Source organism: Rhizobium sp. 01N447_2 (assembly GCF_056399245.1).
Window position 1 is genome coordinate 1 of record NZ_JBFTQY010000066.1, and the last position, 19,797, is coordinate 19,797.

Below are 19,797 nucleotides of genomic sequence, written 5' to 3' on the forward strand. Positions count from 1 at the left end.
GCCTGCACGGCCTGCACGTCGCGGAAATCGTTCGCAATATAAAGAAAATACGAAGAGGCTGTTAATTTACGGTGTATTGCGCCGGCTTTACCTATGACCGGGCAGCTCGCAGCGCCTCTTTTTAAGACGCGCAAACGCGATGCTGCTGCCGTTGGCGAAACTGTCACATCAAGACGCTATAAGGATTTTCGCCCGGCACCTCTTGCGTCGGCACTGTTTCACCGTCAAAATTGCGACATGCCTGACAGCGACCCATCCAGTACAAGCTCCGCCCCTTCCAACCGGGATCTCCCGACCGACGAAGCAGGCGACCACTGTAGACGGTGCGATGACCTCCGCCTCGCCTCAAGCATATCAAGGCTCCCGCAGAGAGCCGCTTCCCAGACCATTGTCGATGACGGGTGGCCGCGGGGCCTACCCGGTTTTACCGATGGCCCATGACTTTCACTTCAGAGGAGCGGTCTGATGCAACCTGCACTGATGTCAACACGATGAGGGAAAGACGATAGGCGATACGTATATACGTCTATAGAGCGTCCCTTCGAATGCCTCGCCGCTTCGCCCGATGAATGCGGCATTACAACCTCAAAGAATAGGGTCCCTGTGTTTCTGGAAATTGGAATTGTGGCGTTTCTCACCATCCTGAATGGTGTGCTCGCCATGTCGGAGCTGGCTGTTGTGTCTTCTCGAACGGCCCGCCTAAAGGTTCTCTCCGACAATGGAAGCAAGGGTGCAGCCCAAGCGATCAAACTTGCCGAAAATCCCGGTCGTTTTCTCTCTACAGTGCAGATCGGCATCACGCTGGTCGGCGTTCTATCCGGCGCGTTCTCAGGGGCCACGCTCGGCGGCCGCCTGAGCGGATGGCTGGAAGCCCAGGGGATGTCATCGACGGCGGCCGATGCCATTGGCGTAGGTTCAGTCGTTGTGGCAATCACATATCTTTCGTTGATCGTCGGCGAACTTGTTCCCAAGCAGATCGCATTACGGGAACCCGAAGCGGTTGCGGCCAAGGTCGCGCCCGCTATGGCGGTACTTTCAAAAATCGCGCTGCCACTCGTGTGGCTTCTGAACGCCTCCGGAAATCTTGTGCTCAAGCTCTTGGGCCAAACAGGAAAAGGTGGCGACAATGTCTCTGACGCAGAGATCAAAACTGTTCTGGCCGAGGCGCAGTCGGCTGGCGTTATTGAAAGCGAAGAGTCCGCGATGATATCAGGCGTCATGCGGCTGGCGGACCGCACCGCCCGAGCGCTTATGACGCCCCGGCGAGACGTCGAAATTATTGATATCGACGACAGCCTTGATGAAATTCGGACCCAGTTGCACCGGACGAAGCGGTCGCGGTTGCCCGTTCGAAAAGGCAGTTCGGACGAGGTGATCGGCATCCTTCCGGTCAAGGACTTCTACGACTCGATGTCCGAACACGGCACTGTCGACATCAAGGCTCTGACGCAAGACGTCCCGGTGGTTTCAGATCTTTCAACTGCCATCAATGTTATTGAAGCCATCAGGAAATCGCCCGTTCACATGGTGCTGGTTTTCGACGAGTACGGCCATTTCGAGGGGATTGTCTCGTCGGGTGACATTTTGGAAGCAATCATGGGGGCTCTCCAGGAGGGACCTGTCGATGAACAGGCCATCGCTCGTCGAGACGACGGTTCTTACCTCGTGTCGGGCTGGACGCCGATTGACGAGTTCGCTGAATTCTTAAACCTCAGGCTCGATGGCGATCTGGAATATCAGACTGTCGCCGGCCTGGTGTTGGAAGAGTTGAAACATCTGCCGGAATTGGGCGAGAGCTTCACGAGAGATGGATGGCGCTTCGAAGTCGTCGATCTCGACGGGAGGCGCGTGGACAAAATACTTGTATCGGCTGAGTGAAGATCGACGGCTGCCTTGGTCGCCGGCGACTTCGCCGATGAGATCGTCAAGCTCGATGGCCGCAACATCGACAAGATCCGCATCCACCACATGGACGATGTGACCTGACAGCAGGAGTGAACGCCATGGCATGGTCCGCCAATCAATATGTGAAATTCGAGGACGAGCGCACGCGACCGGCGCGTGACCTGTTGGCACAGGTGCCGCTGCAAAACATTCGTCATGCCATCGATCTCGGCTGCGGCCCGGGCAATTCGACCGAGCTGATCATCGAGCGCTATGGGGCGGTCGGCGTCTCCGGCGTCGACAGCGACATGAACATGTTGGAGGCGGCGCGCAAGCGGCTTCCGGGTACTGCCTTCGTCGAGGCGGATCTCGGCATCTGGCAGCCGGATGAACCTGCAGACCTTTTGTTTGCCAATGCCGTCTTCCAATGGCTGCCCGATCATCTCGATATCTTCGACCGGCTGATGGACGGGCTTTCCGAAGGCGGCGTGCTGGCCGTGCAGATGCCCGACAATCTCGGCGAACCCTCGCATCTGGCGATGGAAGAGACCGCCCATGCCGGCCCGTGGAAATCCGCCTTCGAGGCGAAGAGCGTGCGCCGCAAGGCGCTGCCGCCGCCGTCCACCTATTACAGCCGGCTGATCGCCAAAGCTTCACGCGTCGATATCTGGCACACCATCTACAATCACCCGATGGCGGATGCGGCGGCGATCGTCGAATGGGTGAAGGGAACCGGGCTGATGCCCTATCTCGCCCATGCCGGCGAAGAGCATCGCGAGGCATTCCTGGCGGATTACCTCAAGCGGTTGGAAAAGGCCTATCCCAGGATGTCGGACGGGCGAGTGCTGCTGCGGTTTCCGAGGATTTTCATGGTGGCGGTGAAAGGGTAATCGGCCGCTGCCGGCATGTCCGGTTCGCGCCGATGGTAGCCCTCACCCTAAACCTACCGTGTGGCTTGCCCCTCACCCTAGCCCTCTCCCCGTAAAAACGGGGAGAGGGGACGTGCCCTGCGAGAGGCTGGCGGGGAACGGAGAGGTCGCGGCATATCCCCTTCGCCCCGCCTGCGGGGGTCCGGAGGACGGGTCGAGACGCGTGGCTCGACCCCGGTTGGTGCCGTCAGGCGGATGACGGGCGGGCGGCGGCGAGCGCCAGAGGATGTCAAATGCCTGTTATCCCTCGCCGCCTATGTTGCGGCAAAACCGGCGCGCAGTATAGTCGGCCGGAAAATCCAAGGAGATGACACATGGACGCTGCCCCTACCCCACCGGTCACCCTCGTCATCTTCGGCGCCACGGGAGACCTGACGCGCCGCCTGCTGGTGCCGGCGATCATCAATCTGACACGCAGCCGCCTCGTCGGCGAGGATCTCCACATTCTCGGCGTCGGCATCGAGCCGGGTGACGACGAGTTCCTGCGCGGGCGGCTCGACCAATTCCTCAGCCATCTGAGCGGCGAAGAGCCGACGGTGAACGACGAGGCCTGGGAAAGCCTGCGCCAGCGCATTTCCTACACCTCCGGGGATTTCACCAAGGACGATATTTTCGTCGAGATCGGCAAGCGGCTGGGGCCGAATGCCAATGCCGCCTTTTATCTCGCCGTCCCGCCATCCTTTTTCGGCACGATCGTCGAGAAGCTCGCCGCCCACGGGCTGACCGATGAAAGCGACCGCGTCTTCCGCCGCGTCGCCATCGAGAAGCCGTTCGGCACCGATCTCGCCTCGGCGCAGGCGCTCAATGCGCAGATTCTCGCCCAGGTCGAAGAAAGCCAAGTCTACCGGCTCGACCATTTCCTCGGCAAGGAGACGGTGCAGAACCTGATGACGGCGCGCTTTGCCAATATGATGATCGAGTCCTTGTGGAATAACCGCTATATCGACCATGTGCAGATCACCGCCGCCGAGATCGTCGATGTCGGCAGCCGCGGCAAATTCTATGATGCAACCGGCGCGCTACGGGACATGGTGCCGAACCATCTCTTCCAACTGCTGGCGATGATCGCCATGGAGCCGCCAAACAGCTTCGATGCCGAAGCAATCCGCAACGAGAAGAGCAAGGTGCTGAAGGCGCTGCGCATCTATACGCCTGAGGAGGCCAAGACGCATGGCGTGCGCGGCGCCTATAGCGCAGGCCCGCTCAATGGCGCCGAGCTTCCGGCCTATCGCGATACGAAGGACGTCTCGCCCGACAGCAGGACCGAGACCTTCGTGGCGCTGAAACTCTATGCCGATACCTGGCGCTGGGCCGGTGTGCCCTTCTATCTCAGGACTGGCAAGGCGCTGACGGCGCGCGACACCGAGATCGTCATCACCTTCCAGCCGGTGCCGTTTGCGCAGTTTCGCGAGACCGAGGTCAATAGTCGCCTGCCGCCAAACCGGCTGGTGATCCAGGTGCAGCCCGACGAGGGCATGAGCATGGAAATTTCGATCAAATCGCCGGGACTTTCCGTCGATACCGTGCCGGTCTCGCTCGATTTCCGCTATGCCGACAAATTCGATATCGCCAAGACGACCGGCTATGAATCGCTGCTCTACGATCTCTTTATCGGCGACCAGACCCTATTCCAGCGCGCCGACGGCATCGAGGCCGGATGGGCGGCGGTGCAACCCTTCCTCGACATCTGGGCTGGGGATCAGAGCGTGCCCGACGCTTACGCGCCGGGCAGCATGGGACCGGCCTGCGCCTACGAACTGATCCAGCGCGACAGGCGGCAGTGGCATGAACTCGGCGTTTTGTTGCACAGAAACGGCAAATAAAGACGGTTCTGCTTTCCAATCCGGACTATCCCGTCAGCGGCAGGCGTCGCTTAGTGTACCGTTGCGCTCGGCCGCGCGGTACTGACGCGTTCCGGGCCGTGGGCAAGTGGGCCGATCCGGCGGAATGACGACGTTGATATCACCGGTTTCGACTGGATCGAGGGGTATCATGAGTCCGCCATTGGATTCCGCCCCCGGCACCGTGCCGGGCGGCATACCGCCGAAGCGGCCGCTATAGTCCATATCAGCAAGCGCCTGGGAGAAGGCCGGCGCGGCGAAGCCGAGGAGAATGATCGAGGCTGCTGCAAGAAACCTACGCATGATGCTATTCCCTATGGTTTCAGCGATGCGACAGAAACAGCAGAAYGACCTCATTGTTCCCCTGGAAGCGGGGGCGGACGATCAAAGTTTGGCGATCGGAATATGGCGCCTCAGAGCGGGCGATCTCCGGCTCAATCGCGCCAGCGCGACAGCAGTTTGTCGAGGCCTGTCGGATAGAGATCGATGCCGGCGTTACGCAGCCTGTCGCGGCCGAACCAGCGCGCTGTCGCCGCCGTCTCGTCGAGTTCGCAGTAGCGGATTTCATCGCGCTCATAGAGCGATGCATCGGCCAGTTCGATGTCGGCGGCGAAGATGAATTCGTGACCGGTCGCGCCATGATGCTCGTAGATGTTTTCAAGCAGATGCCAGGGGCCGACGATGCGGATATCGGTCTCGAGCTCCTCGCCGAATTCGCGGTGCAGGGCCTCTTCGCGGCTCTCGCCGAATTCGATCGCGCCGCCGAGCGGGCGGACGCCCTTGATGCGGCCGCTGTCATCCTCCACTTCGGCAGCGAGGAGCTGATCTTTCCGCCAGGCGAGGCCGATCACCTTCACCCTGATCTGCTGCGATGGGCGCCAGACGGTCATCTGCTCTCCTTCCATAGGGATAGCGCTTGCTTTTCACCCAGGTGTGACGAGAACAGTGAGCCCCGCAATTAAGCGAGGCTCCTGCCGATCCCTCGTCTCAGACGAACTGGCTGAGGCCCGGGACGGAAGCGACGACCTCGTCGACGACCTCCTCGCCGGCATATTGCTTGGCGATCGCGATGGTTTCCTTGGCAAGCGAGGTGATCTCGCCCATGCCGAGGCCTTCGCCCATCAGTTGCTGGCCGAGCCCCATGATGCCGCCGCCGCCGAGCGAGCTCATCAGCCCGCCGAGCAGACCGCCGCCGCCGGCACCTGCGCCGTTGAACTGGGCGACGAGGTCGGCGCCGCCGGGGATCGCTTCGATCATCTTGGCAACCGGGCCATCGGCGGCCTCGCGCTGCAGGAAGCCGAGCATCATGCCGAGCGCCTTTTCGGCCAAATCAGGCGCAATACCCACGCGATCGGCGATCTGGGTCACAATTTCATTCATCGTCAGCCTCCTGTTTTTTGACGTTAACGTCAACGTTAATCGAGATTTGACCGCAACTCAAGCCGGCCCCTCCCCGGGCGGCACTTTGTCCAGTTTTGCTTTCAATGCAAACAGTTGTCCGCATCCATCTCCCTGCTTATAACAGGGAAACGATGGTTCGATGAAGGCGGCAGAAGCAAGCCTTCTCATACAAATGGCGGCAGAGCCCCAAGGGAGCATTCCGAATGATCGAGGATGGCAAGATTTTCATCGGCGCGAGCCGCAATCCCGATGACAGCATCAACAAGCCGGAATATCTCGACCTGAAATTCGGCAACCGTCACGGCCTCGTCACCGGCGCTACCGGCACCGGCAAGACGGTGACGCTGCAGGTGCTCGCCGAAGGTTTCTCCCGAGCCGGCGTTCCGGTATTTGCGGCCGATATCAAGGGCGATCTGTCCGGCATCGCCGCCAAGGGCGAGCCCAAGGATTTCCTGACGAAGCGCGCCGAGCAGATCGGCTTCACCGACTACGAATTCGACCAGTTTCCGGTGATCTTCTGGGATCTGTTCGGCGAGAAGGGCCACCGGGTGCGCACCACCATCGCCGAGATGGGACCGCTGCTGCTCGCCCGCCTGATGGATGCCTCCGAACCGCAGGAAGGCGTCATCAACATCGCCTTCAAGATCGCCGACCAAGGCGGGCTGCCGCTGCTCGACCTCAAGGATTTCAGCTCGCTCTTGAACTATATGGGCGAAAACGCCAGCCAACTTTCCAACCAGTACGGGCTGATCTCCAAGGCGTCAGTCGGCTCGATCCAGCGGGCGCTGCTCGTTCTCGAACAGCAGGGCGCCGAGCACTTCTTCGGCGAACCGGCGCTGAAGATTTCCGACATCATGCGCACCAGCAACAACGGCTACGGCCAGATCTCGGTGCTGGCTGCCGACAAGCTGATGATGAACCCGCGGCTTTACGCCACTTTCCTGCTCTGGCTGCTCTCCGAGCTCTTCGAGGAATTGCCCGAGGTGGGCGACCCCGACAAGCCGAAGCTCGTCTTCTTCTTCGACGAGGCGCACCTGCTCTTCAACGACGCGCCGAAGGTGCTGACCGAACGTGTCGAGCAGGTCGTACGGCTGATTCGTTCCAAGGGCGTCGGCGTCTATTTCGTCACACAGAATCCGCTCGACGTACCGGAAACGGTGCTCGCCCAACTCGGCAACCGGGCACAGCACGCATTGCGCGCCTATTCGCCGCGCGAGCAGAAGGCGGTGCGGACGGCGGCCGATACCTTCCGTGCCAATCCGGCCTTCGATTGCGCCACCGTCATCACCAATCTCGGCACCGGCGAGGCGCTGGTCTCGACGCTGGAGGCCAAGGGCGCGCCTTCGATCGTCGAGCGCACGCTGATCCGCCCACCCTCCGGCCGCGTCGGCCCGGTGACCGATGACGAACGCCGGCAGATCATGGACAGGAGCCCGGTTCTCGGCGTCTATGATGAGGACGTCGACCGCGAATCCGCCTTCGAACTGCTGGCCGCGCGGGCGAAGAAGGCGGCCGATGCCGACGCCGCCAAACGGGCGCAGGAAGAAGCACCACAGCAACAGGGCAACACGACCTCCGGCTGGAACCTGCCGGGCTTCGGCGGCGGCAATGACGACGACAACCAGGGCCGCGGCCAATCGCGCGGCCGGACGTCCGGCTATCAGCGCGAAACGGTGGTGGAAGCGGCAATGAAGAGCGTGGCGCGCACGGTGGCAACACAAGTCGGCCGGGCGCTGGTGCGCGGGATCTTGGGGAGCTTGAAGCGGTAAGCGTTTCGCAGCAGAGTGCCGCCTGCCCCTCATCCGCCTGCCGGCACCTTCTCCCGCTCGCGGGGCGAAGGGATTCGCCGCGCCCTCTCCGCTCCCCGCTCACCTCTCGTAGGGCACGTCCCCTCGCCCCGTTTACGGGGAGAGGGTTAGGGTGAGGGGCAACTTTTCACGCCTTCTCTGAACGAATGCAAGATCGTTCCCCTTCTTGAACCGGCAGCCTTTATTCCCTAAATTACCTGCCATCGACCATTTCAACAGGATGTGTGCCGCAATGGATTTCAACCCGATCGCAACGCCAGTTTGCCTTGCCAACCGGGAAATCCATATCCATGCCTGCATCCATCACCCTCTCCCAAATTTCATGGTCCGCGCCTGACGGCCGGCCGCTTTTTTCCAATCTCGACCTGAGTTTCGGGGCGGAGCGTACCGGTCTGGTCGGGCGCAACGGCGTCGGCAAGACGACGCTGCTGAAGCTCGTCTCCGGTGAGATCCAGCCGCATTCGGGGACGGTATCCGTCAGCGGCAGTCTCGGCGTGCTGCGGCAGAGCGTTCAGGTGACGTCTGACGAAACGGTTGCCGATCTCTTCGGTGTGACCGATGCGCTCGCTGTTCTGCATCGTGCCGAAGCCGGAGAGGCAACGGCCGACGAGCTGGCATCCGCGGACTGGATGCTGGAGGCACGCATCGCCGCAGCACTCAATCGGACCGGGCTCGATGCGCCGCCGGAGACACCACTTGCGGCACTCTCCGGCGGGCAGCGTACCCGTGCCGGGCTGGCGGCGCTTGTTTTCACCGAGCCGGACTTTCTGCTACTCGACGAACCGACCAACAATCTCGACCGCGAGGGCCGCGAGGCGGTGATCGCGCTGATGTCAGGTTGGCGGGCCGGCGCCATCATCGTCAGCCATGACCGGGAACTGCTCGAAAGTGTCGACGCGATCGTCGAACTGACGTCGCTCGGTGCCACGCGCTACGGCGGCAACTGGAGCCATTATCGCGAGCGCAAGGCGCTTGAGCTCGCGGCGGCACGGCATGATCTCACTGAAGCTGAAAAACGGATGGCCGAGGTTGCAAGGAAGGCGCAGGCGACGGTGGAGCGCCAGGCGCAACGGGACAGCACTGGACGGAAGATGGCCGCCAAGGGCGGCATTCCGCGCATCGTGCTCGGCGGCATGAAGGAGCGGAGCGAAACGACCGGCGGCGACAATGCCCGCCTCGCCGAACGCCGGCGCGCCCAGGCAATGGACGAGGCAAGGGCGGCGCGCGAGAAGATCGAGATCCTCCAGCCCTTGTCGGTCACCCTGCCGCCGACCGGGCTGCCGGCCAGCAAGATCGTTCTGAAGATGGATGGCGTGACATCGGGCTATCAGCCGGGCGATCCCGTCATCTGCAATCTCTCCTTCGACGTGACGGGACCGGAACGTATCGCCGTCACCGGCCGCAACGGCTCGGGCAAGACCACCTTGCTGGCGCTCGTCACCGGCGAGCTGAAACCCTGGGCCGGCACGGTCAACGTCATGACCGACCTCTCGATGCTTGATCAGAAGGTCAGCCTGCTCGATCCGTCGATCTCGATCCGCGACAATTTCCGCCGGATCAATCCGCTTTCCGATGAAAATACCTGCCGGGCTGCGCTTGCCCGCTTCATGTTCCGGGCGGATGCGGCGCTGCAGACCGTATCGACGCTCAGCGGCGGGCAATTGCTGCGGGCGGGCCTTGCCTGCGTGCTCGGCTCGGCACCGCCGCCGCTGTTGATCCTCGACGAGCCGACCAACCATCTCGACATCGACTCGATATCAGCGGTCGAGGCCGGACTGCRCGCCTATGACGGCGCGCTGCTCGTCGTCAGCCACGACGAAACGTTTCTTCAGAGCATTGGGATCACGCGGCGGTTGGAACTGGCTGGCGGCCGACCCGGCCGGATAAATCAGGACGAGTTGTAACGGGATATCCGTGGCTTCCAGCTCCCTTGCCTCTTTTTGCGGGCAATGTTATTGGAATTCCGCAAGCTTTTGAGAAAGGAGGATCACGCAATGCAATATTATTTTCGGTTTAATCGCCAGCGTGGTCCCGTCAACGCCCTGCAAATGCGTTTGCAGGGCTGACCAGAGACCGTTTCTCGACATCTCTTCCTGGTCTGCCCTTCGTGGCCAATGCGACGCCGTAGCTGACAGCGCGCATTCCTCTCATTTCCCGGGTCCGAACCGCGCAATCCCGTGATGGCTGAACGCCCCGGACCGCGCTTGATACCCGGTCAAGACCAGAGAACGATCATGACACTCATCAATATCCGCAATCTCGGCGTCACGCTGGGCAATCCGTTGTTTTCCAAGCTCAATCTTGTCGTCAATGCCGGCGACCGCATCGGCCTCGTCGCCGCCAACGGCCGGGGGAAATCGACGCTGCTTGCCTGCATCACCGGCGCGCTGGAGCCGAGCGAGGGCGAGATCACCAAGGCGCGGGGACTGACCGTCGGTCATGTCGCGCAGAATGTGCCGGCCGCCCTTTTCGATACGCCGTTCTACGATGCGGTGCTGCAGGCGCTGCCGGCCGATCAGGCCGAAAGCGAAAGCTGGCGGGTCGACGTGGTGCTGGAATCGCTCGACGTGCCGGAGCTCATGCGCGGCCGGCCGCTGAAGCAGTTGAGCGGCGGCTGGCAGCGGCTTGCCATGCTTGCCCGCACCTGGGTCAGCGAACCCGACGTGCTTCTGCTCGACGAGCCGACCAACCATCTCGACCTTGAAAAGATCGCGCAGCTGGAGGGCTGGCTGAATGCGCTGCCGCGCGACGTGCCGGTTATCCTGTCCAGCCACGACCGCGCCTTTCTCAATGCGACGACCAACCGGACGTTGTTCCTGCGGCCGGAGCAATCGCCGGCCTTCGCCCTGCCCTACACACGAGCGCGCGCCGCCCTCGACGAGGCCGACGCTTCCGAAGCCCGGCGCTACGAGCGCGATATGAAGGTGGCGGAGCAGTTGCGCAAGCAGGCGGCCAAGCTCAACAATATCGGCATCAATTCCGGCAGCGATCTGCTCGTCGTCAAGACGAAGCAGCTCAAGCAGCGGGCGGAGAAGCTGGAGGACGCGGCAAAACCGGCGCATCTGGAGCGCTCGGCCGGCGCCATCCGGCTTGCCAACCGCGGCACGCATGCCAAGGTGCTGGTGACGCTGGAGGATGCGGCGGTGACGACGCCGGATGGAACGCTGCTGTTCAAGACCGGCCGGCAGTTCATCTGCCAGGGTGACCGCATCGTGCTGCTCGGCCTCAACGGCGCCGGCAAGTCACGGCTGGTGTCGATGCTGAAACAGGCGATCGAAAGACCGGAGACGGTGCGGGACAGCATCAAGGCGACGCCATCGCTCGTGCTCGGCTATGGCGACCAGGCGCTTGCCGATCTTGCCGACACCGACACGCCGATCGGCACGATCATCCGCCGCTTCGACGTCGGCGACCAGCGGGCGCGGGGCTTGCTGGCCGGCGCCGGCATGATGATCGACATGCAGGCAAAACCGATCGGCCAACTGTCCGGCGGCCAGAAAGCGCGGCTCGGCATGCTGGTGCTGCGGCTGACGGAGCCGAACTTCTATCTCCTCGACGAGCCAACCAACCATCTCGACATCGAGGGCCAGGAGGCGCTGGAGAGCGAGCTGATGGCGCACGAGGCGAGCTGCCTGCTGGTCTCGCATGACCGCAGTTTCGTGCGGGCGGTGGGAAACCGGTTTTGGCTGATCGAGAGGAAGCGGCTGGTGGAGGTGGAGAGCCCGGAAGGGTTTTTTGCTTCGGTAAGGGGTGATGGATGGTGAGGGTGTGGCGTGGGGCATTGCCCCTCACCCTAACCCTCATATGCGCTAGGTTAGGCGGGCGCGGAGATCGTCGCATTGTTTTCGGCGTCGTCGCGGCGGCTCGCAGAGGTGGCGACGACTTCGTGTGAAGAGATTACAGACGGCCTGCCACAGAAGTGGTCCGCGGATGGCGGCGCAAATGGTGGCCAGGGCTATCTTCATGAGACGCCAGCGCGATGGGCTAGCCCGTGGGGTAGCCGCATCCAGAGGGGGGGAGAGTCCGGGACTTGCCCGGCAATCTGTTCGGCGATGATGGCAACGATCAGTCTGGCGTAGAGCCATGCCCGGGCCAGTTCAGGCTTCTTGGCCGGCAAGCTGTCGAGGCCGGCCAGGCTCTTGAACCGTTTGAACGCCAGCTCGATTTGCCAGCGGAAGCGATAGAGGGTGAGGATGTCGGCCGGTGCAAAGGTGGCGGTCGGCAGCGAGGTCAGCAGCAGAATGTACTTCGCCGCCTCGAGACTGCGCGGATCGGGCTTTTTGCCGCGCTTGCGGGCGTCCTTGAGTAGACGCTCCTGCTCGGCTTGGGCCTGTTGCGGATCCTTGCGCCGGACAATGAGGCGCAGGACCAGTGGCGGCGGCGTCCCCGTCATGCCTTCGTGGACACGAACCTGCACCTCGCCTTCCTGCTCTTGCTGAGCGGCGAGCGCGGCAAACAGATCAAAGGGCTCGCCATTCGTCTGCAACAGGCGCAACGAGTTCCAGCCGGTCCGCACGATGAAGTCTGCACCGGCGTCGATCACCGGCCGCAGGTCGCGCGGCCTTGCATAGTAGCGATCGGCCAGCACAATATCGCCGGGTGCGTAGGTAAGGCGCTGAAGGTTTTCGCCACCATGGATGTCGGTCAACTCAAGCTGATCGACCTGAGCCGTTGCCAGGTCGTAGCCGACATGCAACCGCCATGTCGTGCGGTCAGCGCCCGGATGGCAGATCGACGTTCCATCGAGCACACGCAAGCGATACCCCGCGAAGCGCCCCGCCGGCGCTTTGGCCTGTTCGGCAATCAGCGCGGCCACGATGTCGCCAAGCCAAGGCGCCGCTTTGCACAGCCGCTCGAGCAGCGATGGGTCTGACAAACGGGCGATTCGGCCCATGCACAGGTCTCGCGTAGCGACATGCCAAGGCCGCCATAGGCAAGCGCCAGCCGCAACAGCGTCTCGGCATTCTTGATTTCCCGCACCCGCGTAAAAGCACCACGCAACCGCGCCGTTGCTTCCAAGTCAAAATCCGCCGGAAGCCGCTCGCGCACTTCCGGCCAATGATCCAAAATCTCAGGACGAATCTTCATCCAAAGCTTGAATCACAACCAGATTCCTTATGTCCAGGGCTAAACCTAGCGCATATGACCCTAACCCTCTCCCCGTAAACGGGGAGAGGGTATGTGCCCTGCGAGGGGTGGGCGGGGAACGCAGAGGTCGCGGCATATCCCCTTCGCCCCGTTTACGGGGAGAAGGTGGCGGCAGCCGGATGAGGGGCTCGCCTGCCGCAGCTGCCGCGCCAAAACCTATCGCTTCGGGGCCACCAGGCAGAAGAAGGCGCCTTGTGGGTCGGTGGCCTGGATGATCCAGCTGCCGCCGGGGACTTCCATCGGGCCGTGGACGACCTTGCCACCGCCTGATGTGAGGCGTTCGGTTGCAGCATCGAGGGTCGGCACGATGAAATAATAGCACCAGAACGGCATCGGAAGGTTTTCCGGCTTGGTCATCATGCCGCCGATCTGCCTGCCATTGTAGGCGAAGAGATAGTAGACGCCCATCGGGCCCATGTCGAATTCGCTGTCTTTCGTCCAGCCGAACCGCTTGGAATAGAAGGCCAGCGCCTCTTGGCCATTGCCGGCGTAGAGTTCGCGCCAGCCGATATTGCCGGGCGCATCGACGGCCAGTTCCGGCATGGGCTTGTCCATCGGCGCCGGCGTCATGATGCAGAGCACCGCGCCATGCGGATCGGCGACGACGGCGAAGCGGCCGATGGTCGGGATGTCTTCCGGCGGACGGCGGACCGAACCGCCATTGGCGGCGAAATCCTTGGCCGACTGGTCGACGTCGTCGACGTCGACATAACCCGTCCAGTTCGGCGGAATGCCCTTGCCCTCGAGTTCAGCCGGAAATTCCATCAGGCCGGCGACGCCGATGCCGTTCGCCTCGAAGATCGTATAGGTGGGCATGCCCTCCATTTTCATTTCGGAGGTGGTCCAGCCGACGACCGAGCTGTAGAATTTCGCGGCAGCTGATGTGTCGGGGGTCATCAACTCGCACCAGATGAACTTTCCATGCGTCTCAGACATCATACTCTCCCTATTTCGACGCCCCTCTTCCGAGGCCTCACACGAGACCCCTGTTTCGAGGTCGAGCGCCGTGATTGTCAGATCCTGCGGGCGTAATGCGCTTCCATGAACTGCTTCCAGGAGCCATCCGGCTGCCTGGCGCTGGAGATAAAGGTGCGGTAATCGGTATCGAGGAAGATGATCTGCTCGCGGTAATCGGCAAGGCCCTCGCCAGTGAAGTCGGGACCTCTGGTATAGAGGTCCAGCACATTGCCTGACGCGTCGACCTCGCCCTCATAGAACCACATATGGTCCATCATGCTGCCGATCCAGCTGCCGATGTACTTGCCTTTTGCGGCGTTGTAGCCGAGCGTCAGGATGCTGGTGGCCTCCTTGCCGTCCGGCATGCGGCCGGTCCCTTCGGCGACGAACCAGATGCCGTGCAGCGAGCGGACGGTCTCGGTCCAGGGTTCGCCGCCCGTCATGTCGGGCGCGGTGACGGTCCAGTCGCCGACCAGTCTTTCCAGGAAGGAATGTTCCTTCAGCACTTCAGCGGTCTTCATCATCTCTTCTCCCTTGAGTGATGGTGGCCTATGTCAGTGACAGCAGGATGGCGCCTTCGGGGCCTCCTGGTATTCGTCGTGGCGGCGCACGAAATTCATCGTGCTGTCCTCGTTGCGGCCCTTCGGCGCGCGGTCGAGGATCATCAGGGTGCCGATCAGTTCTTCCGGCCCGCGGGCATAACTCGAATAGGTATGGAAGACCTCGGCTTTGTCATTGCGATAGAAAGCGCTGAGGCCCGGCAGTTCGTCATTGGCATCAGCCGGCTGCATAGGCGTGAAATTGTAGAAGACCTTGTCTTTGGCAAGATCCTCCGGGCTGAAAGAAACGTGATAATCGAAATTAAAATCGCTGCCGAAGGAGGAGACCCAGGGAAATTTCCAGCCCATGCGCTGTTTATAGGCGGCGATCTTGTCGAGCGGTGCGCGCGAAACGGCGACCCAGGTGACGTCGTGATGGTTCAGATGCGGCAGGGCGCCATCGACATGATCCGACAGGAAGGAGCAGCCGGTGCAGCCGGCATCCCAATCCGGGCCAAGCATGAAATGGTAGATCAGCAGCTGGCTGCGGCCGTCGAAGAGATCGGCGAGCGACTTCCTGCCCTCAGGCGTTTCGAAGACATAATCCTTGTCGACCTTCACCCAGGGCAGCGCCAGACGGGCAGCGTTGACGCTGTCGCGCAGCCGCGTCGCCTCCTTCTCCTTTGCCAGCAGGGCACGGCGGGCTTCGAGCCATTCTTCGCGGGAAACAACCTCGTTCTGCATGAAATGCGCCCTCCTCCGGCGCTTGCCGGTGAAGCCGGCTCATCTCCTTCTCCTTGACTAAATACATTGATATCAATAGAAATGGAGCATGTCAAATTCGATCGAGATTCCCTTTTCCACGACGCTGATGGTGCGCGACACCTGCCTCTGCCTGCATGTGCAGCGGGCGGCGCGCGCACTTGCCCGGTTGTTCGACGACGCGCTAAGGCCGGCCGGGCTGACCAATGGGCAGTTTTCGCTGATGATGTCATTGAACCGGCCGGAGCCGCCGCCGATGGGACCGGTCGCCGCCCTGCTCGCCATGGACCAGACGACGCTGACGGCGGCGCTGAAGCCGTTGCAGCGCCAGGGTTGGGTGAAGGTGATGGAGAACCCGAGGGACAGGCGCGGCCGGCTGCTGAGCCTCACCACTGAGGGCAAGGCGGTGCTGGCAAGAGCGCTGCCGATCTGGGAAAGCACGCATGCTGCGCTTGATGGCAGGCTTTCAGATGGCAGTTCCGCGAGGCTGCGGCAGGATCTGCAGGCGCTGTCATCAATGACGGGCGAAACGGGGAAATCGGCGCGTTCGCCTCGCCGGTCAAGCCACGGCGGAGAAGCAGCGGCCGAATAGGGCGCGCCGTGCCCCAGAAGAGTGCGGCAACCGATACGGCTGCCGCACTTCTTGAAACCGATCAGGCGACAGTGACCGGGACTTCGGTCGAGGTGCGCATGGCGTGGCTATAAGGGCAGACGATGTGAGCCGCGGCTGCGAGCTTTTCTGCGGTTTCGCGGTCGAGACCCGGGATGCTGACTGTCAGCGCCACTTCGATGCCGAAGCCACCGCCATCTTCACGCGGGCCGATACCGACCTTGGCGGAGACCGTCGTGTCTTCCGGAATCTTGACCTTCTGCTGACCCGCGACAAATTTCAATGCACCGAGGAAGCAGGCGGAGTAGCCGGCAGCGAAGAGCTGTTCGGGATTGGTGCCGGTGGCACCGTCGCCGCCGAGTTCCTTGGGAACGGTCAGGGTCACGTCCAGAACGCCGTTTTCGGAAACGGCGCGGCCTGCACGGCCGCCGGTGGCAGAGGCTTTGGTCGTATAGAGAATAGGCATGACGATCTCCTTTGGTTGGCCCTTCGATCGGGTTGGATTTTTAATATCGCGCAATTAAATTGTACGCAAGTGAATTTTGCAAATTGCATTTCGAATTCGAAAGGAGGACAATCTGGCCTTAGAACAGGATGATTTTAAGCAGCATCGGCCTAAAATCTGAATCCCGTTCTCAATTAAAGAGTTAGAGCATCGCGCCCGAAAACCGCGCACACTTTTCGGCATCATGCTCTAGAGCAATTCCAGCAAAACTGCGCAGCGGTTTGCGCCAGGAATTGCGTGAAAACAAAGGGATAGAGCATTTCCGTGATTCGAAGAAAAACGGAAATGCTCTGGGGATGATGGATATGAGAGCGCAAACGACGAAGACGATGGAGATACCGGAAGAGGAGAAGCGGCTGGAAAAGCAGTTGTGCTTCGCGGTCTACGCGACGGCGCATGCCTTCACCCGCGCCTACAAGCCGATCCTCGACAGGGTCGGCCTGACCTATCCTCAATATCTGGTGATGCTGGTGCTGTGGGAACGCGGCGAGCTGCCGGTGAAGATGATCGGCGAGCAGCTCGACCTCGATTCCGGCACGTTGTCGCCGCTGCTGAAACGGCTGGAACAGGGCGGGCTGATCAAGCGCATCCGCGACCTGCGCGACGAACGGCAGGTGATCGTGTCGCTGACCCCAAAAGGCCAGGCGATGAAGGGAGAGATCGATACGATCATGACGGCGATCGGGCAAGCAGCAGGCTGCACGCTTAAGGAAATGGCCGAGATGCGCGACATGCTGCATCGGCTACGGGGCAATCTCGGGCGGCCCGGCACGGGCGACGGCTGAACGCATTCACTTGGTAGCGCTGGCACCGGCACCCGGTAGAGCCGGCGTGCGCGCCGAGAGATCAGGGCTGCGGCTTAGCCGGCGACCGGCGCTTCTTTGCAGGCGCCACCTTAGGTTCGGCCTCGGCCTCTTGCTGCAAACGCAGCGCCTTCAGCTTCTCCGTCTTCTTGTCACGGGCCGATGCCTCGGCGGCGATGATGGCGCGCGCCGTGTGATCGGTCGCTTCCGCCTTGTCGCGAGACGAGAGCTTGGCAGGATTGAAGAATTCTCCCTTGGTGGCGGTCATGTGCCCCTTTCCCAGGTGATGGCGGCGCTGTCGCATAATTCCTTAAATCGGAATCGGTTCAAGGAATTATGCAAAAATTCAAAGTGCTACAGCGTCCTTTGCGCGTCTCGAAAAGACGCGCGGCGCTGTAAGCCATGGCTCGACGGCAGAAACCATGATTCACGGCTGAACCGTGATTCCACGGTGGGGCCGTGATGCCGCGGCCGGGATTAGCGGGTCGGGCGGAGAACCTTCTTCGGTGCCGGCAGCAGACCTTCGCGCTGCAGCTTCTTGCGGGCGAGCTTGCGCTGGCGGCGAATGGCCTCGGCCTTTTCGCGGGCGCGCTTCTCGGACGGCTTTTCAAAAGCGCTGCGCGCCTTCATTTCCCGGAACAGGCCTTCCCGCTGCATCTTTTTCTTGAGCACGCGGAGCGCCTGATCGACATTGTTATCTCTGACGAGTACCTGCAAAACGATATCCTTCCTGTCGCGGCGGCGAGGCCGCACTGTCCAAAATTAAAAACCCGGGCCAAAATAAAAAACCCGGGACTACTTCCCGATTTTGATGCTCGAAAACTTCAGCCAGGGTTCGGCGCCATCGGACTTGGCCGCCGCTTGGGGGGAAACCCTGGATGGCGATTCCCCGGTATCGATGTCGGCCTCAGTGATACGGCGCTCGAAATTCTCTGCGTCGAACTGGACGCGATACTGCACATGCCCATGGTCGTTGGGCAGGATGCTGGAGATCCGGCACCGCTTGTCGGCTTTCGCCGTGCGGGTGAGGCCGGACTTCAGCACGATCATGTCGCCGACTTTATAGTTTGGTCTGCCCATTTCAGCGTCCCTTCGACTCTTCGGCTGCTCAATCGGTCAATCAGAACGACCCGGGGGTCGTTCCGGAACGACCGAAGGCCATTCCGGAAAAGCCTGCGATCAAAGCAAAAAGGCCGGGCTCGTACCCGACCTCTTCCAGTCACTCAGCCCACTGCCCGTATGGTCAGCTCGCTGGCATCTCTGGTCAGCCCGCTGCCAGTACATCCGTGGTCAGCTTGCTGCCAGCACATGGCCAGCCTAGGCGAATGACAAATCATGCGGCCTGAAGGTTGTCAGCCGAATTCTTGCCCGACTTCTTGTCGCGGACGAGATCGTAGCGGATCTTCTGACCTTCAACGAGTTCGCGCATACCGGCGCGTTCAACCGCTGAGATATGGACGAAAACGTCGGTAGAACCATCATCCGGCTGAATAAAGCCAAAACCCTTGGTGCCATTGAACCACTTGACGACGCCTGAATTCATAACGATCTCCTTTTCAACCGTTTGTGTTCGCCTGCGGAGAGATATCCGACAAGCCGTATCGATGTTGAGAGGATATCTGACGGTGCGCTCAAGCGCGTGGACAAAGGTCGCAAGCAATTCGATACGCACCATGTAGGATATTTAGCGAATTAAGCAATGGTATTTCGGAAAATAATTCTCTTGTGGGCGCAAAATGAAGCGCTTTCCCGGGGGGCAACGCAGCCGCTTGCCTGGGGGTAAAGCACATGCTTGCCCGGGAAAAGGGATTGGTCCGAGGCGGCCGGATCGCGACCGCCTCGGTGAAAATTACTGCCAGACGACGATCGGCGCCTTTGTCGGAACGCGATCGTAGAGATCGATGATATCCTGGTTGAGCAGCCGCACACAGCCCGACGAGACGGCCTTGCCGATCGAGCGCCAATCCGGATTGCCGTGCAGGCGGTAGAGCGTGTCCTCGCCATTCGAGAAGATATAAAGCGCGCGGGCGCCGAGCGGGTTCTTCAGGCCCGGCTCCATGCCGCCGTTCTCGATCGAATATTTGACGAGTTCCGGCTGGCGGGCGACCATCTCGTTCGGCGGCTTCCAGCGCGGCCATCTCTGACGCCACTGGATGACGCCCGACCCCTGCCAGGCAAAACCTTCGCGGCCGATACCGACGCCATAGCGCATCGCCATGCCGCCATTCTGGACGAGATAAAGGAAGCGCGACGGCGTATCGACGACGATGGTGCCGGGGGGCTGGCCGGTGGGATCGACGACGCGCTGGCGATAATAGCGCGGATCGATCTGTTCGTAGGGAACGGCTGGAATGAGAAAGCCGCCGTCCTCGACGGGGCCATACATGACGGCAAGCTCGGCCCCGCTCGGCACGCTCGACGTTTCCGTCGACTGGAACAGCTGCATGGGCGAACGATAGATGATCGTCGTATCGCCTGATGTTACCGTGTTGGCTGAGGAGGCGCAGCCGGTAAGCGCGGAGGCTGCGGTTAACGCCGAAAAGGAAAGAAAGCTGCGGCGGGAAAGGTGTCTATCGAAGCTCATGACGCGGGACTGATTTCCTTTTGATG

Annotated in this window: 21 protein-coding genes; 8 read left to right on the top strand and 13 right to left on the bottom strand. The window is 61.5% G+C overall.

The genetic code is table 11. The annotated features are described in order from the left end of the window. Positions 1–603 precede the first annotated feature (603 nt). From AC1ECN_RS30335 to zwf, 3 genes are all read left to right on the top strand, one after another. Complete coding sequence (locus AC1ECN_RS30335) at positions 604–1,878, top strand: hemolysin family protein (protein ID WP_018070831.1); 1,275 nt, start codon at positions 604–606, stop codon at positions 1,876–1,878. 125 nt (positions 1,879–2,003) lie between these two features. After that, on the top strand, positions 2,004–2,774 hold the full coding sequence (gene tam / locus AC1ECN_RS30340) for a trans-aconitate 2-methyltransferase (protein ID WP_024323857.1): 771 nt from the start codon (positions 2,004–2,006) through the stop codon (positions 2,772–2,774). A gap of 353 nt (positions 2,775–3,127) precedes the next feature. Then, positions 3,128–4,636 carry a glucose-6-phosphate dehydrogenase gene (gene zwf / locus AC1ECN_RS30345; protein ID WP_130672234.1) on the top strand — a complete coding sequence of 503 codons (1,509 nt, stop codon included), beginning with the start codon at positions 3,128–3,130 and terminating at the stop codon, positions 4,634–4,636. Positions 4,637–4,669: 33 nt separating this feature from the next. Here zwf and AC1ECN_RS30350 read toward each other — a convergent pair whose 3' ends face one another. The 3 genes from AC1ECN_RS30350 to AC1ECN_RS30360 all read right to left on the bottom strand — a co-directional run bounded on the left by AC1ECN_RS30350 (position 4,670) and on the right by AC1ECN_RS30360 (position 6,034). Continuing rightward, positions 4,670–5,011: a hypothetical protein gene (locus AC1ECN_RS30350; RefSeq protein ID WP_130654981.1), complete on the bottom strand. Its 342-nt coding sequence runs from the start codon at positions 5,009–5,011 to the stop codon at positions 4,670–4,672. Between the two features lie 77 nt (positions 5,012–5,088). Beyond that, positions 5,089–5,544, bottom strand: a complete 456-nt coding sequence (locus AC1ECN_RS30355; protein ID WP_130654980.1) for an NUDIX hydrolase — start codon at positions 5,542–5,544, stop codon at positions 5,089–5,091. Between the two features lie 97 nt (positions 5,545–5,641). Continuing rightward, a complete protein-coding gene (locus AC1ECN_RS30360) occupies positions 5,642–6,034 on the bottom strand; it encodes a hypothetical protein (protein ID WP_003546502.1) in 393 nt (130 codons plus the stop codon). A 224-nt stretch (positions 6,035–6,258) separates the two neighbouring features. On the opposite strand from AC1ECN_RS30360, the gene AC1ECN_RS30365 reads away from it, so the two are divergent. The 3 genes from AC1ECN_RS30365 (at position 6,259) to AC1ECN_RS30375 (ending at position 11,627) form a co-directional block, all read left to right on the top strand. Then, the gene (locus tag AC1ECN_RS30365) at positions 6,259–7,824 is read left to right on the top strand and encodes a helicase HerA-like C-terminal domain-containing protein (RefSeq protein ID WP_024324045.1); all 1,566 of its coding nucleotides are present in this window, start codon (positions 6,259–6,261) and stop codon (positions 7,822–7,824) included. 329 nt (positions 7,825–8,153) lie between these two features. Continuing rightward, positions 8,154–9,767, top strand: coding sequence for an ABC-F family ATP-binding cassette domain-containing protein (locus AC1ECN_RS30370; RefSeq protein WP_477955016.1), 1,614 nt, complete (start codon positions 8,154–8,156; stop codon positions 9,765–9,767). Positions 9,768–10,097: 330 nt separating this feature from the next. Continuing rightward, positions 10,098–11,627: an ABC-F family ATP-binding cassette domain-containing protein gene (locus tag AC1ECN_RS30375; protein WP_024322695.1), complete on the top strand. Its 1,530-nt coding sequence runs from the start codon at positions 10,098–10,100 to the stop codon at positions 11,625–11,627. Positions 11,628–11,824: 197 nt separating this feature from the next. On the opposite strand, the gene AC1ECN_RS30380 is transcribed toward AC1ECN_RS30375, so the two are convergent. The 4 genes from AC1ECN_RS30380 to AC1ECN_RS30395 all read right to left on the bottom strand — a co-directional run bounded on the left by AC1ECN_RS30380 (position 11,825) and on the right by AC1ECN_RS30395 (position 15,251). Next, a complete protein-coding gene (locus AC1ECN_RS30380) occupies positions 11,825–12,757 on the bottom strand; it encodes an IS4 family transposase (protein ID WP_245484717.1) in 933 nt (310 codons plus the stop codon). Positions 12,758–13,167: 410 nt separating this feature from the next. Continuing rightward, the gene (locus AC1ECN_RS30385; protein WP_024322696.1) at positions 13,168–13,947 is read right to left on the bottom strand and encodes a VOC family protein; all 780 of its coding nucleotides are present in this window, start codon (positions 13,945–13,947) and stop codon (positions 13,168–13,170) included. Positions 13,948–14,024: 77 nt separating this feature from the next. Further along, complete coding sequence (locus AC1ECN_RS30390; protein ID WP_024322697.1) at positions 14,025–14,492, bottom strand: DUF1579 domain-containing protein; 468 nt, start codon at positions 14,490–14,492, stop codon at positions 14,025–14,027. Positions 14,493–14,522: 30 nt separating this feature from the next. Continuing rightward, the gene (locus AC1ECN_RS30395; RefSeq protein WP_024322698.1) at positions 14,523–15,251 is read right to left on the bottom strand and encodes a DUF899 domain-containing protein; all 729 of its coding nucleotides are present in this window, start codon (positions 15,249–15,251) and stop codon (positions 14,523–14,525) included. 88 nt (positions 15,252–15,339) lie between these two features. On the opposite strand from AC1ECN_RS30395, the gene AC1ECN_RS30400 reads away from it, so the two are divergent. Next, entirely contained in the window at positions 15,340–15,861 is a 522-nt protein-coding gene (locus AC1ECN_RS30400) for a MarR family winged helix-turn-helix transcriptional regulator (protein ID WP_130661205.1), read from the top strand. A gap of 61 nt (positions 15,862–15,922) precedes the next feature. Here the strand turns inward: AC1ECN_RS30400 and AC1ECN_RS30405 are convergent, their stop codons facing one another. Beyond that, positions 15,923–16,345 (bottom strand): organic hydroperoxide resistance protein, encoded by a 423-nt coding sequence (locus tag AC1ECN_RS30405; RefSeq protein ID WP_018068146.1) that lies wholly within the window; start codon positions 16,343–16,345, stop codon positions 15,923–15,925. Between the two features lie 335 nt (positions 16,346–16,680). On the opposite strand from AC1ECN_RS30405, the gene AC1ECN_RS30410 reads away from it, so the two are divergent. Next, entirely contained in the window at positions 16,681–17,169 is a 489-nt protein-coding gene (locus tag AC1ECN_RS30410; protein WP_018068147.1) for a MarR family winged helix-turn-helix transcriptional regulator, read from the top strand. Between the two features lie 61 nt (positions 17,170–17,230). Here the strand turns inward: AC1ECN_RS30410 and AC1ECN_RS30415 are convergent, their stop codons facing one another. The 5 genes from AC1ECN_RS30415 to AC1ECN_RS30435 all read right to left on the bottom strand — a co-directional run bounded on the left by AC1ECN_RS30415 (position 17,231) and on the right by AC1ECN_RS30435 (position 19,771). Next, complete coding sequence (locus AC1ECN_RS30415; RefSeq protein ID WP_017963462.1) at positions 17,231–17,455, bottom strand: hypothetical protein; 225 nt, start codon at positions 17,453–17,455, stop codon at positions 17,231–17,233. A gap of 209 nt (positions 17,456–17,664) precedes the next feature. After that, a complete protein-coding gene (gene rpsU / locus AC1ECN_RS30420; protein WP_003546477.1) occupies positions 17,665–17,904 on the bottom strand; it encodes a 30S ribosomal protein S21 in 240 nt (79 codons plus the stop codon). 78 nt (positions 17,905–17,982) lie between these two features. After that, the gene (locus AC1ECN_RS30425; protein ID WP_003557652.1) at positions 17,983–18,267 is read right to left on the bottom strand and encodes a hypothetical protein; all 285 of its coding nucleotides are present in this window, start codon (positions 18,265–18,267) and stop codon (positions 17,983–17,985) included. A gap of 253 nt (positions 18,268–18,520) precedes the next feature. Then, positions 18,521–18,730, bottom strand: coding sequence for a cold-shock protein (locus tag AC1ECN_RS30430; RefSeq protein WP_003546468.1), 210 nt, complete (start codon positions 18,728–18,730; stop codon positions 18,521–18,523). Between the two features lie 306 nt (positions 18,731–19,036). Beyond that, positions 19,037–19,771, bottom strand: a complete 735-nt coding sequence (locus AC1ECN_RS30435) for a L,D-transpeptidase family protein (RefSeq protein ID WP_018068151.1) — start codon at positions 19,769–19,771, stop codon at positions 19,037–19,039. Positions 19,772–19,797 lie beyond the last annotated feature (26 nt).

Bases quoted from the DNA above. Each gene is read 5' to 3' on its own strand.
- tam (WP_024323857.1), top strand. From the start codon at position 2,004: ATGGCATGGTCCGCCAATCAATATGTGAAATTCGAGGACGAGCGCACG.
- zwf (WP_130672234.1), top strand. From the start codon at position 3,128: ATGGACGCTGCCCCTACCCCACCGGTCACCCTCGTCATCTTCGGCGCC.
- AC1ECN_RS30355 (WP_130654980.1), bottom strand. From the start codon at position 5,544: ATGACCGTCTGGCGCCCATCGCAGCAGATCAGGGTGAAGGTGATCGGC.
- AC1ECN_RS30360 (WP_003546502.1), bottom strand. From the start codon at position 6,034: ATGAATGAAATTGTGACCCAGATCGCCGATCGCGTGGGTATTGCGCCT.
- AC1ECN_RS30365 (WP_024324045.1), top strand. From the start codon at position 6,259: ATGATCGAGGATGGCAAGATTTTCATCGGCGCGAGCCGCAATCCCGAT.
- AC1ECN_RS30375 (WP_024322695.1), top strand. From the start codon at position 10,098: ATGACACTCATCAATATCCGCAATCTCGGCGTCACGCTGGGCAATCCG.
- AC1ECN_RS30380 (WP_245484717.1), bottom strand. From the start codon at position 12,757: ATGGGCCGAATCGCCCGTTTGTCAGACCCATCGCTGCTCGAGCGGCTG.
- AC1ECN_RS30385 (WP_024322696.1), bottom strand. From the start codon at position 13,947: ATGTCTGAGACGCATGGAAAGTTCATCTGGTGCGAGTTGATGACCCCC.
- AC1ECN_RS30390 (WP_024322697.1), bottom strand. From the start codon at position 14,492: ATGATGAAGACCGCTGAAGTGCTGAAGGAACATTCCTTCCTGGAAAGA.
- AC1ECN_RS30395 (WP_024322698.1), bottom strand. From the start codon at position 15,251: ATGCAGAACGAGGTTGTTTCCCGCGAAGAATGGCTCGAAGCCCGCCGT.
- AC1ECN_RS30400 (WP_130661205.1), top strand. From the start codon at position 15,340: ATGTCAAATTCGATCGAGATTCCCTTTTCCACGACGCTGATGGTGCGC.
- AC1ECN_RS30405 (WP_018068146.1), bottom strand. From the start codon at position 16,345: ATGCCTATTCTCTATACGACCAAAGCCTCTGCCACCGGCGGCCGTGCA.
- AC1ECN_RS30410 (WP_018068147.1), top strand. From the start codon at position 16,681: ATGATGGATATGAGAGCGCAAACGACGAAGACGATGGAGATACCGGAA.
- AC1ECN_RS30415 (WP_017963462.1), bottom strand. From the start codon at position 17,455: ATGACCGCCACCAAGGGAGAATTCTTCAATCCTGCCAAGCTCTCGTCT.
- AC1ECN_RS30425 (WP_003557652.1), bottom strand. From the start codon at position 18,267: ATGGGCAGACCAAACTATAAAGTCGGCGACATGATCGTGCTGAAGTCC.
- AC1ECN_RS30430 (WP_003546468.1), bottom strand. From the start codon at position 18,730: ATGAATTCAGGCGTCGTCAAGTGGTTCAATGGCACCAAGGGTTTTGGC.
- AC1ECN_RS30435 (WP_018068151.1), bottom strand. From the start codon at position 19,771: ATGAGCTTCGATAGACACCTTTCCCGCCGCAGCTTTCTTTCCTTTTCG.